Annotated in this window: 13 protein-coding genes; 2 read left to right on the forward strand and 11 right to left on the reverse strand. The window is 72.6% G+C overall.

Annotated elements, in window-relative coordinates:
- Nucleotides 1–9: 9 nt before the first annotated feature.
- From ABGB14_RS14210 to ABGB14_RS14230, 5 genes are all read right to left on the reverse strand, one after another.
- Nucleotides 10–210 carry an ATP-binding protein gene (locus tag ABGB14_RS14210; RefSeq protein WP_347644079.1) on the reverse strand — a complete coding sequence of 67 codons (201 nt, stop codon included), beginning with the start codon at nucleotides 208–210 and terminating at the stop codon, nucleotides 10–12.
- Nucleotides 211–414: 204 nt separating this feature from the next.
- Nucleotides 415–813 carry a hypothetical protein gene (locus ABGB14_RS14215; protein WP_347644080.1) on the reverse strand — a complete coding sequence of 133 codons (399 nt, stop codon included), beginning with the start codon at nucleotides 811–813 and terminating at the stop codon, nucleotides 415–417.
- A 49-nt stretch (nucleotides 814–862) separates the two neighbouring features.
- Nucleotides 863–2,212, reverse strand: a complete 1,350-nt coding sequence (locus ABGB14_RS14220; protein ID WP_347644081.1) for an amidase — start codon at nucleotides 2,210–2,212, stop codon at nucleotides 863–865.
- Nucleotides 2,209–3,414: a hypothetical protein gene (locus ABGB14_RS14225; RefSeq protein WP_347644082.1), complete on the reverse strand. Its 1,206-nt coding sequence runs from the start codon at nucleotides 3,412–3,414 to the stop codon at nucleotides 2,209–2,211. The genes ABGB14_RS14220 and ABGB14_RS14225 overlap by 4 nt, the downstream gene beginning before the upstream one ends.
- Before the next feature lie 4 nt (nucleotides 3,415–3,418).
- A complete protein-coding gene (locus ABGB14_RS14230; RefSeq protein ID WP_347644083.1) occupies nucleotides 3,419–4,330 on the reverse strand; it encodes a nitrilase family protein in 912 nt (303 codons plus the stop codon).
- 190 nt (nucleotides 4,331–4,520) lie between these two features.
- On the opposite strand from ABGB14_RS14230, the gene ABGB14_RS14235 reads away from it, so the two are divergent.
- Complete coding sequence (locus ABGB14_RS14235) at nucleotides 4,521–4,907, forward strand: helix-turn-helix domain-containing protein (RefSeq protein ID WP_347644084.1); 387 nt, start codon at nucleotides 4,521–4,523, stop codon at nucleotides 4,905–4,907.
- A 93-nt stretch (nucleotides 4,908–5,000) separates the two neighbouring features.
- Here ABGB14_RS14235 and ABGB14_RS14240 read toward each other — a convergent pair whose 3' ends face one another.
- The 6 genes from ABGB14_RS14240 to ABGB14_RS14265 all read right to left on the reverse strand — a co-directional run bounded on the left by ABGB14_RS14240 (nucleotide 5,001) and on the right by ABGB14_RS14265 (nucleotide 14,183).
- Nucleotides 5,001–6,887 carry a hypothetical protein gene (locus ABGB14_RS14240; RefSeq protein WP_347644085.1) on the reverse strand — a complete coding sequence of 629 codons (1,887 nt, stop codon included), beginning with the start codon at nucleotides 6,885–6,887 and terminating at the stop codon, nucleotides 5,001–5,003.
- A complete protein-coding gene (locus ABGB14_RS14245) occupies nucleotides 6,881–9,505 on the reverse strand; it encodes a glycoside hydrolase family 38 C-terminal domain-containing protein (protein WP_347644086.1) in 2,625 nt (874 codons plus the stop codon). The genes ABGB14_RS14240 and ABGB14_RS14245 overlap by 7 nt, the downstream gene beginning before the upstream one ends.
- Nucleotides 9,490–10,206: an SIS domain-containing protein gene (locus ABGB14_RS14250; protein ID WP_347644087.1), complete on the reverse strand. Its 717-nt coding sequence runs from the start codon at nucleotides 10,204–10,206 to the stop codon at nucleotides 9,490–9,492. The genes ABGB14_RS14245 and ABGB14_RS14250 overlap by 16 nt, the downstream gene beginning before the upstream one ends.
- Nucleotides 10,199–11,167 (reverse strand): ROK family protein, encoded by a 969-nt coding sequence (locus ABGB14_RS14255; protein WP_347644088.1) that lies wholly within the window; start codon nucleotides 11,165–11,167, stop codon nucleotides 10,199–10,201. The genes ABGB14_RS14250 and ABGB14_RS14255 overlap by 8 nt, the downstream gene beginning before the upstream one ends.
- Nucleotides 11,168–11,274: 107 nt before the next feature.
- Complete coding sequence (locus ABGB14_RS14260; protein ID WP_347644089.1) at nucleotides 11,275–12,315, reverse strand: LacI family DNA-binding transcriptional regulator; 1,041 nt, start codon at nucleotides 12,313–12,315, stop codon at nucleotides 11,275–11,277.
- Entirely contained in the window at nucleotides 12,315–14,183 is a 1,869-nt protein-coding gene (locus ABGB14_RS14265) for an MBL fold metallo-hydrolase (RefSeq protein WP_347644090.1), read from the reverse strand. The genes ABGB14_RS14260 and ABGB14_RS14265 overlap by 1 nt, the downstream gene beginning before the upstream one ends.
- A 32-nt stretch (nucleotides 14,184–14,215) precedes the next feature.
- On the opposite strand from ABGB14_RS14265, the gene ABGB14_RS14270 reads away from it, so the two are divergent.
- On the forward strand, nucleotides 14,216–15,895 hold the full coding sequence (locus ABGB14_RS14270; protein ID WP_347644091.1) for a beta-N-acetylglucosaminidase domain-containing protein: 1,680 nt from the start codon (nucleotides 14,216–14,218) through the stop codon (nucleotides 15,893–15,895).
- Nucleotides 15,896–15,909: the final 14 nt, after the last annotated feature.

The following is a 15,909-nucleotide window of genomic DNA, read 5'->3' on the forward strand; positions in this document are numbered from 1 at the left end:
ACGGGCACCCTAAGGTCTCCGCCGATCGGCGTCGAACCGGACGAGTCCCCCCAGCCGGACGAACTCGTCGAAGACGTTCTCCCTGTCGGCCTGCGGAATGCCGGTTCCGTCGTCGGCGACCGTCAGTTCGACGGTGTCGCCGTCCCGCCGGATCGCCACCCGTACCGCGTGGCGGGCATGGCGTCGCGCGTTGTCGAGCAGGTTGGCCACGAGGCGGTTGACATCGCAACGGGAGGCCCAGACCGTCACCTCGCCGTCGGGCCGGAGGTCGATGTCGACGGTGCCGGGCCGCGAGGAGGGAGATCGGTCTGGCGTGGACGAGCTCGGTCTCCCGATCCCGGAGCTCCAGCCGAGGAGCACGACCGGCGACCCCGCCGGCGTCGGCACGACCGCCGTGCGCAAGGTCCTCTGACGTCACGGGCCCCGCTCGTCCCCGGTCCAGTCCGTGTTGAAGCCGGCAAGGTGGGGGTGGTACATCTCGTCGCCCGCGTGCTGGGTGAACTCGACCTTCACCCACAGCGCGTCCAGGTCGAACATCTCGGCGCACGCGTCGATCAGCGACTGCGCCAGCCGGGCACGGGTCTCCACCGGCCGGCCGCCGCGGATGTCGCACATGATGAGGGCCGAGGGCGTGGGCGGCGCGCTCTCGTGGCACCGCCACACGCCGCCCTCCCCGACGTCGTGCACGGACACGGTCAGCAGGTCCTTGCCGACCTGCATGATCTCGCCGTAGATCTCGCCGAAGCGCTGCGCGAGCCGCTGCTTGGCCGCCGGCGAGGCGGTCAGGGGCAGGTCGATCTGGATGGATGGCATCGGGGTCTCCCTTCACCGGCGTCGCCGCCGCGATGGATCTGTCGGAGGTTCACCGTGGCGCAGCCGCTTCCAGCGCCCGCGCCGCGCAGAACAGAAGGTGCTCGTTCCCCGCGGCGGCGACGAGCTGCACGCCGACCGGGAGCCCGTCGCACCGGCCCGCCGGAATGCTGATCGCCGGTACGCCGGGCATGTTCCACGGGCTGGTGAGCGAGAGCAGCGCCGAGCGCACCTCGAGATCGACGCGGCCGACGCGCACGCTGCGATCGCCGAGAGGAGCGGCCACGATCGGAACCGTCGGAAGAGCGAGCACGTCATAGGTGCGCAGCAGCTCCGCCACGATCGCGCCCAGCTCCTCGCGCGCTCGGCCGGCCGCCTGGTAGCTCGCTTCCGAGACGCTGCCTCCCTTCTCGAGTCGCGCGAGGACCTCGGGATCGATCAGCTCCCGGTCCCGTTCCAGGTGGTGCTGATGCACCTCGTACGCCTCCCTGCCCTGGAGGGTCGAGAACACCTCGAAGAGCGTCTGGTCGCGGTCCCATCCCGGGAATCCGTGGACCGGGCCGGGCGCGAAGCCGGCCCGGACCACAAGATCGCGCGCCAGCTCTTCGACCCGCGGGTCGCACGTCGCGATGTCGCCGGCGCGGATCCAGCCGACCGTGACCGGCCGCGAGTCGCCGGGAAGAGGGGCCATGGGCCGGTCGGTGAGAGCCTGGTAGCCGAGCAGGGCGCCTTCGACGGAGCCTGTGAACAGGCCGACATGATCGAGCGTGGGCGCCAGGTCGTACACCCCCGCGCTGGAGATGGCGTCGTACGCCGGTTTGAACCCGACGATCCCGCACAGGGCGGCCGGCACCCGGACCGAGCCGGCGGTGTCGGTGCCCAGCGACAGGGGGACCATTCCGGCGGCCACCGCAACCGCGCTGCCCCCGCTGCTGCCGCCCGAGATCCGGCCGGGATCGTGCGGGTTCCGCGAGGGCCCGTGCAGCGAGCGGTCACCGGTCGCGCCGTAGGCGAACTCGTGCAGGGTGGTCTTGCCGACGATGACCGCGCCGCGGTCACGGAGCCGGGTGACGACGTCGGCGTCGCGTTCGGCGACGGATCCGAAGGAGGTCGCGGACCCGCAGGTGGTGAGGGTGCCGGCGATGTCGATGAGGTCCTTGACGGCGACGGGGATGCCGTGGAGCGGCCCGCGGTCGAGGCCCGCGGCCAGTTCCCCGTCCGCTCGTCGCGCCGCCTCGTACGCCCCGGTCTCGTCCACGAGGGTGAACGCGTTGAGGCTCGCGTTGTGGTCGTGGATGCCGCGCAGCGCGTTCTCGGCCAGGTGGACGGCTGTGATCTCCCCGCGGCGCAGGGCCAGGCCGAGATCGGTGATCGTGGATGTGGGTCCGACGGTGTGAGTCATGAGGCGATTCCCGGTATGAAGTGGAGTAGGGGCACGAGCAGCGCGGTGCAGATGCTCATCGAGGCCACGTTCCCGACGAACGGATGGAAGCCCACCGGCAGGCGGCGCGAGATGGCGGCCGCGAGAGGAGGGCCGGCGAGCGCTCCGGCGAGCGCCCCCGCGATGACGGACTGGGGAGTGCCGCCGAAGGTCAGCACGACGGCCGGCGCGACCGACACCACGGGGACGAAGGTCGGGTAGAAACCCAGTTCCCGCCACTGACGCCGCCAGATCAGCACGCCGGCGAGCGCCGTGACGACCTGGCTGGCGAGCACGGCCAGGAACAGGCCGCTCCCGTGGACGAGGGCAGACGGGCTGACCACGTAGGCGATGACCGCGCCGCCGATCATCGCCGCGCTCGCCCATTCGTTGCCGAAGAACTGCGCCTCGCTGAAGTCGGCCAGCGCGCGGCGGAGCACCCACGCGGGGGACGTCACGGTCGTGCCGGTCCCGGCGGGCGGTGCGCTCGGGTGAGCGGCCCGCCAGGCGCCGGGCTCCGGCATCCAGGGCAGACGCCCGCAGATCAGGAAGGCCGCCGCGGCCCCGACCCACATTCCCGTCGTGGCGCCGACGACGGGCGGGAGGTTCATGGGTGTGCAGACGAAGTCGATCGCGAGGATCGACGCGGGGGGTGTCAGCAGAGCTCCCGAGATGGCGGCCGTGAGCCAGACCCGGGGTGCGGGCCCGTACAGGACGACCATGGCGGGTGTTGTGGAGACGAGCGTCACGAAGAGGGGTTGCCACAGTCCGGGCTCCAGCGTCCATCCCCAGGCGAGGACGCCGAGGACCAGGCTGGCGAGCGCGCTGCTCACCACCGACGGCCAGATCCCGCTGCCACAGGCCTGGACGAAGCCGGCCCAGCGTCGCGAGCTCTTCTGTGCCACATGAGCGAGCAGACCGCCCAGGAGCAGGCCGGCACTGGCGGAGGCCGCCGCGTAGAACTGCGGCTCGCTCATGGAGGCGATCAGCCAGGAGGCCAGGCCGCGTGCGTCGGTGTAGTCGCCGTACCAGACCTCCCCTGGGGCCTTCCCTGGGGCGAGGCCGGCGCTCGCGGCGACCGTCAGTGCCACGAACGCCACGGCGGCGGCGCAGCCGGCCGCCGTGGCGAAACGCGTGGCCGTGCGCGTCGCGGGAACGCTCCCGCTGTCGTGGGGGGTGGCCATGACGTCACCGGGGCAGCGGAGCGCCGCCACGGTAGCCGAGCATCTGGTCGTACAGGTCGGTGCGCCGATCGCGGTGCAGGTCGTTGAGCTGGTTCCAGATCGGGGCGGTCCGCGCCGCGGTGAGATCGACGTCGGCGTAGACGATGGTGTCCTCGTCCGGGCCGGCGATGCGGTCGATGGGCCAGCCGTTCGTGCCCGCGATGAGGGAGTTGCCCATGAATCCGGCTCCGCGCTCCTGGCCGGTCCGGTCGGCGGTCGCGATGAAGACGTTGTTCGCGTGCGCCGCCGTCATCGTCAGGTAGGCGGCCATGCAGACGCCGCTCTCGTCGTACAGCGGCGGCGGGGTCCAGACCCAGCCGGTGGGGACGCAGATGATGTCCGCTCCCATCTGCGACACGATGCGGGCCGTCTCGGGGAACCAGATGTCCCAGCACACCAGCAGCCCGATCCGGCCGATGCGGGTGTCGAACACCGAATATCCTTCGTCGCCGGGCGTGAACCACAACTTCTCGGTGTTCCACAGGTGCGTCTTGCGGTAGCGGCCGATGTACCCTTCGGGGCCGACGAGGACCGCGGTGTCGAACAGCCTGTCGCCGTCCTGTTCGGCGACGCAGGCCACGACGTACACCTCGCGCTCGGCCGCGAACCGGGCGAGCCCCTGCACGGTGGGACCGTCCGGGACCGCCTCGGCGTGCGCGAACGCCTCCTCGCGGGTCTCGAAGACGTAGCCCGTCGTGGCCAGCTCGGGCAGGACGATGAGGCCGGCGCCGGCCTCCGCCGCCGCCGTCAGCCGCTGCTCGACCGCCAATGCGTTGGCCTTCAGGTTCTCGACGCCCACGCGGGGCTCGAACTGCACCACCGCCACCCGGACCGGGCTGACCCTGGTGTCCTTACCGGCGTCCTGCTGTGCCGTCATGACCTCTCCTCGAACCGTGTTCCCAAAGCAGTTTCATTTTGAAACCACTCGTGGCGACCCTAAGGGAGAGAGGTTTAAACTTGCAACCACTTGGTGAGTCATTTTCGGACAGCCGACGGACAGAGGGACGATGCGAGGACGGGGTGTGAGTCATGAGCACGCGGAGTGTCCTGTCGCCAGAACGGTGGACGTGATCGGGGACCGATGGTCGCTGCTCATCATCCGGGACGCCTTCGACGGGATCCGCCGGTTCAGCGAGCTGCAGCGGAACCTGGGGCTGGCCAGGAACATCCTGGCCTCGCGCCTCCGCGAGCTCGTGGCCCAGGACATCCTGACGATGGTCCCGGCGACCGACGGGTCCGCCTACCAGGAATACGCGCTCACCGCGAAAGGCCGCGAGCTGTTCGCCGTCATCGTGGCCCTCAGAAAGTGGGGAGAGACGCACCTTTTCGAGGGGGACGAGCCCCGCTCGGCGCTGCTCGACGTCAAGAACGAGCTGCCCGTCCAGCTCCACGTCACCAACGCCATGGGCCGGCCCATCAGTCCTGACGACGCGTTCGTGCGCAAGGTGTCCTGAACGTCCCGGCCTCGACGAGCTCCGGCCGGTCGCGGAGCCGTTCCGGACGCCGCAGGTCGCCGGACCCCGCGGCCACGGCCGCGAGGTCCGGCGCTACCTGGAGGCGTGATCCGCCACCGGGCGGGCCCGGTCGCGGGCGAGCACCTGCTCGCAGGCCAGCAGCAGCACCCCGGCGCTCCAGGCGTGCGACAACGTCAGGTACATGCCCTTGGGCTGGAAGCAGTCGGTCTGGTAGTAGCGCTCGGTGATCATGCCGCGGTAGGCGTTCAGGTCGCCGTCGGCGGCGGGCAGCAACTGGCGGAAACAGGCCAGCGTCTCGTACGCCCGCTCGGCGTAGTAGGGGTCGCCGAGCGCCTCCGACAGGGCGATCAACTCGTCGGTGCACACCAGGCCGTAGGCGTGCAGGTGCTGGTTGGACGGTGAGGCCTGGTCGGCGCCGCGGGTGGCGAAGCCGTACACGCCCAAGGGGGTGCGGGGGCCGAAGCGCACGTTGTAGGAATAGCGGAAGGTGAACGTCCAGTCGGCGGCACGGCGGGCCAGGTCGAGCCAGCGGGCGGCGCCCGTGGCGCGGTGCAGCGCCATGTACGCGATCACGGCCGCGTAGCCGTCCTCCGACGTCGGCGCCAGGTCGACGTCCTCGGGGGCGCCATAGATGAACTCGTCCTCGACGAAGGCCGCGTAGTAGCCGCCGGCCCGTTCCGCGGCCCGCAGGTACGTCTCGCCGCCCGCCTCGCACAGGGCCGCGATCCAGGTCAGCCCGGACGCGCCCGACCAGGACAGCACCTCGCCGGTGGCCGCGTGGTGCAGGGTGCCGAGGTTGCCGTCGGGCCGCTGGCGGGCCACCATCACGTCGAGGTTGGAGCGGGCCGCCGCCTGCCAGGCCGGGTCGGGCCGGTGGCGCAGCGCCCGCAGCAGGAACAGCGTCGCCTCCCCCAGCGTGCGGGCGTGCAGGGCGTCCTTGGTGTGGCTCCAGCTCTGCGACCAGCCCGAACGGCGGTACCACGTGCCCCAGAACGTGCCGGACGGCGACAGGTTGGCGCAGATGAAGTCGATCACCCGCGAGGCGGCGGCCACGTGCTCGGGCCGGTCGGTCCGCAGGCCGTGCTCCAGCAGCGCGGCCGCCCACGGGATGCCGCTCACCCAGCCGACGTGCATGGCCTGCCGGTCGACCCGCTCGCCGTCGGCGCCGCTGACCTCCCGGTCGAACCCGACCGTCTCCAGCAACACGCCGGGGTCGGGGTCGTAGTGCCAGCGGTGGAGGCCTTCGGCGGCGATGCCGGCCGCCTCTTCGACGTCCTGCCACGGCTCGACGGGCGCGGCGGGCAGGCGCAGCTCGCGGTCCTCGCGCAGCAGCGGCGCGTACGCGTGCCGGTCGGCCGGCAGCGGGCACGTCGCCACGGTCAGCTCGCGCGACTCGCCGGGCTGCCACACGTGCGTGGCGGCCTCGGCGGGCAGCGGCAGCGCCGAACCGTAGTAGGTGATCGGGAACTCCTGGTACGGGAAGAGCAGCGCGATCGTCGCCTCCCCCGCCGCGTGCTCGACGGCCAGGCCGGTGGTGCCGAGCGCCGACTCCTCGTCCGCGATCAGGCAGGCGCCCGCCTCGTCGCCCCACACCATGACGGCGGGGGTGGCCGCCCGGTCCGCGCGGAACCCCCACCGGGCCGAGACCATCTCGCCGGGCCGGTCCGCGCCCGCCTCGAAGCGGGGGAACACCCGCCGGCACGCCGCCGGCCGGTTCTCGCCGTAGAACAGGCCGGGAATGAGCCACCACGGCTCGGCGGCGGGCACCCGCCTGCTGACGCGGACGGTGCCGGCGGAGGGCTCGGCGCCGTCGTACCGGATGGTCAGGCGCAGCTCGCGGCGGCCGGTCGCGCGCCGCTCGCCCCACCGCCCGCTCATGACGTACGGCCCCGCGCCCAGCACCTCGACGGCCACCTCGCCGCCGCCGGGGTCGGCCATCACCAGCGGACCGGTCACCATGACTCCACGGTGAACGCGCCCCTGCGGCTGCCGAGCTCCAGCAGGTCGGTCTCCACGGCGGAGTGCGGATCGTCGAGCGGGATCCTGAACGTACGGATCTGGCTCGGCCCGAAGTCGGCCGTGACCCTGACGCCGGCCAGCGGGATGTCGAGCGTGGCCGCGGCCGCCCGACCGGTGCTCTCCACGGCGCGTACCACCAGATCGCGCGGCGCGTCCTCGTGCAGCTTCACCGCGGTCACCATGACCTGGCCGCCGCCGTCGTCGAGGTAGCCGCGCGCCGGGGGAAGCGGGCCGTCGTGGAAGCTCTCCAGCATCGCCCGCACCGGGGAGCCGAGCACCGCCGCCCGGCGGGTCAGCCCGGCGGCGCGCCAGTCGCCCGCGTGCGGCACCAGCAGGTACGTGAACCGCTGCGTGCCCTGGTCCTGGTAGGAGTAGTGGCCGTCGGGGTCGAGCAGCCGGGGGTCGTGCCAGGCGTAGACGGGGCTGCGCACGGCCGTGATGCCGATGCTGTGGTCGCGGCCGGCGCTCGGCGGGGCGACGTCGTAGCCGTGCTTGGCGTTGTTCACCACGGCCAGCCCGGCGCGCGCGCCGTCGACGGCGCCCGACAGGTCCACCCAGGACTGGGCGGGCTCCTCGGCCCCGTCGATCGGCCTGCCGAGATGGGCGAACGGGATCTCGTACGTGGCCGCGGGGCTCTCCAGCGCGACCGGGAAACGCAGCTTCATCAGGTGCGCCCGCTCGCGCCAGTCGAGCGTGACCCGCACCTCGACCGCGTCGTCGTCGCCCGCGCCCAGGATGAACTCCTCGGTCATCGTCGAGCGGCCCCACGCCCGCTCGACCCGGATGCGGGCGCGCAGCGGGCCGCTCTCGCGCAGCACGATGCCGGTGGTCGCCATCGCCTCGCCAGGCCAGTCGTAGGACACGACGCGGTGTCCCCACGTGTCGGTCGGGTCCGCGCAGATCTGGGTGTGCTCGCCCGCCGCCCCGGCCACCAGGTCCACGCCGGTGCGCTTGTCGAGCAGGCTCGTCAGCCAGCCCGTGGCGGGGTCGAGCTCCAGGCGGAGCACGTCGTTCTCGAGGTGCAGCTCGGAGGCCGACAGCGTGCCGGCCGCGTGCATGCCGGGGCCCTGGCGCAACCGGTAGAGGCGGTAGCCCAGCGGCGGCAGCTCGGCCTGGAACACGGTGGCGCCGCGGCCCTTGTCGTCGGTGGTCGCCACCGACTGGGTGCGCTGGCACGGGACGTCGGCGCCGTCGGCGTCCACGACGTGCACGCCGTTGGGGGCGAGGCCGTACTGCATCTCGACCCGGGTGGTGACCGGCCACGGGTGCGGGTTGAAGACGATCACCGGCTGGGTGCCGGTCTCCTCGGGCACGCGGACGTCGCGGGCGATCACGTTGTGCGCCCTGGTGATGATCCGCTTGGAGATCGCCACGGCCTCGCCGAGCTGGTCGCGGGCGTCGTCGTAGGCGGGTTCGATGGCCGAGCCCGGCAGCACGTCGTGGAACTGGTTGAACAGCACCTGCTTCCACGCGCGTTCGAGGTCGGCGCGGGCGTCGTGGCCGGCGATCGCGGCCCACCGCTCGGCCGACAGCACGGCGGCCTGCGCCCTGCGCTGCCACGCCTTGACGCCGGAGTGGGCGGAGTAGCAGCCGGCCGCGTGGTGCTGCAGGTCGTCGCGCCACACCGGCAGGTCGGCCAGGCCCTGCTCGCCGAGGCGTTTGGCCATCTCGTCGAAGTAGCGGCGCGGCGACGACATCGTCAGCTCGCCGAACGTGCCCATCCGGTCGTAGCGGTGGATGGACTCGATGTTGGCCTTGGTGGGCCCGCCGCCGTGGTTGCCGACGCCGTAGAAGATCATCAGGTCGCCGAGCGAGCGGTCGAGCTGGCCGAGCGCCTTCTCGGTCTGCCCCGCGACCTCGCCGGGCGGGCTGCAGTATTCGAACGGGATGCGGTACGCCAGCACGCGGCTGCCGTCGGGCGCCTCCCACCAGAACATCGTGCCGGGCAACTCGCTCTCGTGCGGCCCGGGGCGCAGGAAGCAGTAGGAGTCCATGCCCTGCCCGCGCAGGATGGCGGGCAGCATGGCGTTGTGGCCGAACGGGTCGACGTTCATGCCGGCCGACGCGGTGACCCCGAACTTCTCCTTCAGGTAGCGCTGGCCGTACAGACCCTGGCGGACGAACGACTCTCCCGACGGCATGTTGCAGTCGGGCTCCACCCACCAGCCGCCGGTCATCACCCAGCGGCCCTCGGCGACCTTCTCCTGGATCCTGGCGAACAGCTCGGGGTCGGACTCCTCCACCCACGACAGCAGGACGACCTGGTCGCAGGTGAAGACGAAGTCGGGATATTCGTCCATGCGGTGGATCGCCGACCAGAACGTCGCCCGCGCCTCCTGGTAGCCCTCCTGCCACGGCCACAACCACACCGGGTCGAGGTGTGCGTTGCCGATCATGTGCAGGGTGCGGCCGGGGGTGGCGGCCGGTCGCGGCGCGCGGGGCAGGTCGGCGGGCTGCGCGCCCGAGGGGGCGTTCGCCATGGGGGCGGCGGGCGTGCGGTCGGAAGGCGTGGGGGCGGCGGGCGTGGGGTCGGAGGGCCTGGTCATGCGGCGGCCCATGCGTCGACCTTGTCGCTGATCATGTGCAGCATCAGTGTGTGGATCTCCTGGATGCGCGGGGTCTCGGACGAGGGGGCGAGAAGGAGGTGGTCGGCGTGCCTCGCGGCGGCTCCGCCGTCGCCGCCGCCGAAGAGTACCGTGACCGCTCCCCTGCTCTGTGCGGTCGCCAGGGCCTCGACCACGTTGGGCGAGTTTCCGCTGGTGGTGAACGCCGCCACGACGTCTCCCCGCCGGGCGAGGGCCTGGACCTGCCGGGCGAAGACCTCTTCGTAGGCGTAGTCGTTGGCGATGCACGTCATGACCGTGGCGTCGGTCGTGAGCGTCACCGCGGGCAGCGGGTGGCGGTCGCGCTTGTAGTGGCCGACCAGCTCGCCCGTGAGGTGCTGGGCGTCGGCCGCGCTGCCGCCGTTGCCCATCGTGTAGAGGGTGCCGCCGCCGGTGAAGGCCTCGATGAGCAGGTCCGCGACGGCCTCGACGGCCGGGACCAGCTCCGCCATGCGGCGGGCCGCGGCGAGATGGCCTTCGACGTGCCCGGCCAGCACGGGCGGCAGCCCGGCCGCCTCGGCTCCGCCCGTGTCGCGGGACGTCGGGGACGTCTCGGGGGACGGTCCGGACGTCTCGCGGGACGCTCCGGACGTCTCGGGGGACGGGTCGTGCGGGGTCGGGGTGGAGGGTGCGGTCAGCGGGGGCAGGTCAGGCATCGGTCTTTCCTGTGACGAGGTCGTGTGCGACGGCTCCGGCGCCCACCACGCACACCCCCGCGCCGAGCTGGGCGAGCTCGATGCGGGCCGCGCGGGCCGCGGGAGGCATGGCGTCCCTAGCGACGGCGGCGGCGACGGGGTCGAGGAGCCGGGCGCCGGAACGGGTGACGCCGCCGCCGAGGACGACGAGTTCCGGCTCGAAGGCGTTCACCAGGTCGGTGATCGCGGTGCCGAGCGCCCCGGTGGTCTCGTCCCAGATCTCGTTCGCGAGCGCGTCGCCGGCGGCCGCCGCGAGGGAGACGTCCTCGGCCGTCGGGGACTCGATGGCGGACAGGGACGAGGCCCGCCCGGCGGCGACGGCCTCGCGGGCGCGCTCGGCGATGGAGGTGCCGGACGCGTACGCCTCCAGGCAGCCCAGCCGGCCGCACGAGCACGCGCGGCCGCCGGGCCTGACCATCACGTGGCCCAGCTCACCGCCGTTGCCGGCCGCGCCCCGGTGCAGACGCCCGCCGATGACGGAGCCGCCGCCCACGCCGGTGGACACGGTGAGGTAGAGCATCGTGGACGTGCCCCGGCCCGCGCCATGACGGAATTCGCCCAGGGCGGCGGCCGTGGCATCGTTCTCAAGCGCGGACGGGACGCCGAACGCCTCCGCCGCCATCGCGCCGATCGGGATGTCGATCCACCCGGGCAGGTGCGGCGGGCACTCCAGCACCCCCGCCGCCGCGTCGAGCGGCCCGCCGCAGGAGATGCCGACGGCCGCCACGTGGGGCGCGCCCGCCTCGGCGATGGCCTTCCTGCCCAGGTCGAAGAGCCTGGACAACACGCGCCGCGGCCCCTCGTCCCTGAGGGTGGGGATGAGCTGCCAGCCGTGGATCCGGCCGTCGCCGGTGACGACGCCGGCGGCGAGCTTGGTGCCGCCGATGTCCAGCGACAGAACGGGGGGAAGATCGTGCTCCATTGGGCCTCCGACGGGAACGGGCGCCGCACACAGGACTGTGACATCGTTCCCACACGGGATCCTAGGGCGACCTTTCCCCACGGGTCAACGCGACATATGCCGAAATGTCAGATCTCGGGGGGTGGTGCGGTGGACTCGCGGCTGATCAGCCGCACGTTGAGCACCGTGGTGACCGAGTCGGCCTCGGGCATCTCGATCCGCTCCGACAGCCGGCGTACGGCGGTCGCGCCCAGACCGTACGTGTTCTGCGAGACCGCGCTGACCGTGGGCGAGACCATGCTCATCCAGGGCGCGTCGTCGAAGGCCACGAGGCTGATGTCGCCGGGCACCCGCAGCCCCAGCTCGCCGATCGCCCGCCAGACGCCCTCGGCGAGCACGTTGTTGGCCGCGAAGACGGCCGTGGGCCGGTCGGGCCCGCGCAGCATGTCGAGCGCCCTGCGCCGGGAGTCGGCGACGTCCCAGCCCGACGAGACGACCAGCTCGGGCTCGACCTTGATGTCGCCCGCCGCGAGCGCTTCGAGATAGCCCTGGTAGCGCTCGTAGCCGGTCGTCCAGTCGGTCTCGTCGATGAACAGCGCGATCCTGCGGTGACCCAGCTCCACCAGGTGGGAGGTGGCCGTGCGGGCGCCGACGCGGTTGCCGACCACGACGCCGTCGGTCGAGCCCGCCGCGAACTGCCGGTCGACCTCGACGACCGGGATGCCGTGGGCGCCCAGGTAGGTGGAGACGGCCGAGGAGTTGGGCGTCACGACCACGCCGGCCACCCGGAGCGCCACGAGCGCCTCCGCGGCCTCGCTCTCCGCCTCGGCCGACAGGCTCGTGTCCGCCAGGACCATCGTGTAGCCGCGCTCGCGGGCCTCCCTGCTGGCGCCCGCGGCCAGCTCCGCGTAGAACGGGTTGCGCAGGTCGCTCACCAGGACGCCGACGGACCTGCTCACCTGCTGTTTGAGGGTGCGGGCCATCACGTCGGGCACGTAGCCTAGCTCGGCCGCCGCCCGGAGCACCCGCTCGCGCACGTCGCTGGCCGCGTAGCCGCGACCGGTCAGCGCCCGGGAGACGGTGGAGCGGGAGACGCCGGCGGCCTCCGCGACGTCCTTGATCGTGGGACGCCGGGAACGGCTGGGGGACGGGCGCCGCTCTACGGTCATCAATTCCCTTCCCCGACCACGTCGACCAGCGCCTCGGCGTGTTGCCCGAGGCGCAGATCGCCGATGGTCACATCGACGGCGAGGCGTACGCGGCGCCGCGGCACGGTGTCCGCGCCGAGACGGAAACGCACCTGATCCATACCCCCTCCGTCCAGCCTTAGCGTCGAAGGCCCCGGCTCGCGACGCCAGCCCGGCGGAACGACCGGCTCCACGGTGACCGTCGCCTTGCCCGGCCAGGGGTTGCGCACCGTGGCCGTCAGCGTGATCTCGCCCCCGGCGGGGACGCTCGAATAGTAAGGGGTCAGGCGGCACAGCACCGTGTCGGCCCCCACATCGAGCCGGTCGAGCGGGAGCAGGTCGTGGTGGAGCGCGACGAGCTCCTCGCCCCGCTCGGTGAGCATGCGCAGGTAGTCGTCGTCCACCCAGCGGGGCCGCCAGTGGCCGCTGACCATGAGGTCGGGGCGGAGCCGCCGGTAGAGTGCGGCGCTCTTGCGGTAGTCCTCGATCCTGAACCTGTTCTTGTACTGGAAGTTCAGGATCTCCTGGCGTGCCGATTCCCCGGCCCCCGGGATGCCGTTCCCGTCCTGCTGGTCGCCGGTGACCAGCACCCGGTGCCCGTCGACCTCGAACGCGTACGCCGCCGCGAACAGCGTGTGCCCCGGCAGGTCGTACACCGTGATCTCGTACTCGTGCCACCGCACCGTCTCCCCCAGCCCCAGCACCCGGTCGGCGGGGATCGGGTCGAACCACTGGCACGGCAGGTCGTGGTGGAGCGGCGTGGCCAGGATCGGGGCGATGTGGGACGGCGCCCAGATCTCGGTGCCCTCGACATCGCGCAGCAGGGGCATGCCCGCCACGTGGTCGTCATGGTAGTGGGTGGGCAGCGCCACCTCGACGTCAGTCACTCCGTGGAGCTCGCGCAGCGCGGGCAGCGACGCCAGCCACGGCCGGCGGGCCTCACGCGCGGTGCTGTGCACCAGGCCGGTGCACATGTCGTAGCCGAAGTCGAACACCATGGCCGCGCCCGTCTCCGACAGCAGGATGTAGCTGTAGGACTGGCTGCTCCTGTTCATCAGCAGGTGGGGGGTGATCTCGATGAACGGCTCGGCCAGCAGCCCGCGCACGTTCCAGGGGTGCGGGCGGCGGAAGTCGACGTAGCGCTGCATGGCCGTGGACAGCCGCGCGAGCGCGTCCGCGGGGTCGGTCATCGGCTCGCCGTGCGAGGGCAGCAGCACGTCGAGCTCCTCCCGCTGGAGCAGCTCGGAGCTGAGGACGACCATCGCGGGGCCTTCGTTCTCGGTGTAGGACCACTGGGTGGCGGCCAGCGACCAGACCTTTCCCGGCGCGTAGATCAGGTCGCCGGTGAAGGCCGCCTTCGTGCCGCCGGCCTCCACCAGGTAGCTGACGGAGCCCGGGGTGTGACCGGGGGTGGGCAGGACGCGGACGTCCACGCCGCCGTAGCGGGCCGTGCGGTATTCGGGCACCACGCCGTCGACCCGCACCGGCTCCAGCAGGGAGAAGCGGTCGTCGCGCAGGTCGTAGTCGTTGCTGATGCGCCGCCCCTGCCACATGTCGCCGACCTTCTCGAACAGGTCGCGCTCGACCGGCGGCACGTGCACGCCCACGCCCGCCTCCACCGCCCTGGCCAGGCCTTGTGCCTGGTCACGATGGTGGTGTGTCATGAGAACATCGGTGAGCCGGTCGAGACCGAGCTCTTCCAGGAGGTCGAGCACACGGCCGGAGCCGAAGTCGATGGCGATCCCGGTGCGTTCCGCTCCCGGCTGAGCGGGAGCCGCGATGACATAGACGTGGCAGGTGTCCAAAATTCGGAACACCCCGGGCAAAACTTCGGTCACATCCTCGCTCACGGGGCGAGATTGTATCCGGTATCGTTCCCACAATGCATGCCCTGGACTGGATCGTCCCCCATCCGAAAACGATCAATGTCGGCCGGTCGCACGTGGACCTCAGCGGATGCCGCATCCAGCCCGGCCCCGCCACCGCCACCGCCGCCCTGCGCGCTCTCGGGTCATCCAACGCACCCGAAGGGCGGGACGCCCGGCCGGTGGAGGTGGAGGTGCGGGTGGACGCCGCGGCCGGGCTGCCGCCGGAGGGATACACGCTGAGCGCCGCCCGCGACCGCGTGCTGATCGTCGGCGCGGACCCTGCGGGCGCCTTCTACGGCGCGCAGACGCTGCTCGCCCTGACGGCGGCCCCGGGAGCCCCCTGCTCCGAGCATCGGGTGTGCGTGCCGGAGGCCGAGATACGCGACTGGCCCGACCTGCCGCTCCGGGGCACCATCGAGGGTTTCTACGGCACTCCGTGGACCCACGACGCCCGCATGGAACACCTGCGCTTCTCCGGCAGGCACAAGCTCAACGCCTACGTCTACGCCCCCAAGGACGACCCGTTCCACCGGGAGCGGTGGCGGGAGCCGTACCCGGAGGAGGAGCTGGCGAGGCTGGCCGAGCTGGTGGCGGAGGCGGCGGCGCGGCACGTCAGGTTCGTGTTCGCGCTGAGCCCCGGCCTGTCGATGGTCTACAGCGACGCCGGGGAGCGGGCGGCGCTGCGGGCCAAGGCGGAGCAGGTGTGGGAGGTGGGCGTCAGGGAGTTCGCGCTGCTCTTCGACGACATCCCGCCCGAGCTGCGGCACGAGCCCGACAGGGAGGAGTTCGGCACGCGGGAGGGGGCGAGCGCGAGCGCCCACGCGGCCGTCTGCCGCGACTTCGCCACGGGGTTCCTGGCCACGCGCGGGGCCGACCGGCCGCTGACCATGGTGCCCACCGACTACGCCGGCACCGGCGCGACGGCCTACCGCGACCGGCTCGCCGCCGAGCTGCCGCCGGACGTGCTGGTCTGGTGGACCGGGTCCGACATCGTGGTGGGCGAGATCTCCGCGCGCGACATGACCGCCGCAGCGGTCTCCTACGGCCACCGCGTCGCCCTGTGGGACAACTTCCCGGTCAACGACTTCGACTTCGACCGGGTCTTCCTGGGTCCGCTGGTCGGGCGGGCGACGGAGCTGGACGGCGTACCGCTGGAGGGCATCACGGCCAACCCGATGGTGGAGGCGGCGGCGTCGCGGATCGCGCTCACGACCGTGGCCGACTACGCCTGGCATCCGGCGGCCTACGACCCGGCCCGCTCCCACGAGCGCGCGGTGCGGTTGCTGCCGGGCGTCACGGAGCTGCTGCCGCTGGTGGAGGCGTGCTCGTCCTGGCCTCCCGGCGCCGACCAGAGCCCGGTGCTCACGTCCCTGTGCGCCGACGCGCTGAAGGGCGAGCCGTCCGCACGGCTGCGCGCCGAGCTGACCCGGCTGGCCGAGCTGCCGCCGGACGTGCCGGGGCCGATCGCCGCGGAGCTGGCCCGCTGGGTGGCGGCCGCCAAGGACATGGCCGTGGCGGGCCTGACGGCCCTCGACCTGCTCGCCGCCGTCCCGGACGCCCGGCCCGCCCGGGCCGCCGCCGTGGCGCGGGCGCTGGCCAGGGCCGAGGAGCACAAGGCGAACGTCCTGCGCCGGGTCATCCCGCCGTTCGTCCGGGCCGCCCTGGAGCAGGCCGGCCACTCCGCCACGCCCTGACCGCGCCGGCCGCT

Source organism: Nonomuraea sp. B10E15 (genome assembly GCF_039871615.1).
GTDB lineage: Bacteria > Actinomycetota > Actinomycetes > Streptosporangiales > Streptosporangiaceae > Nonomuraea.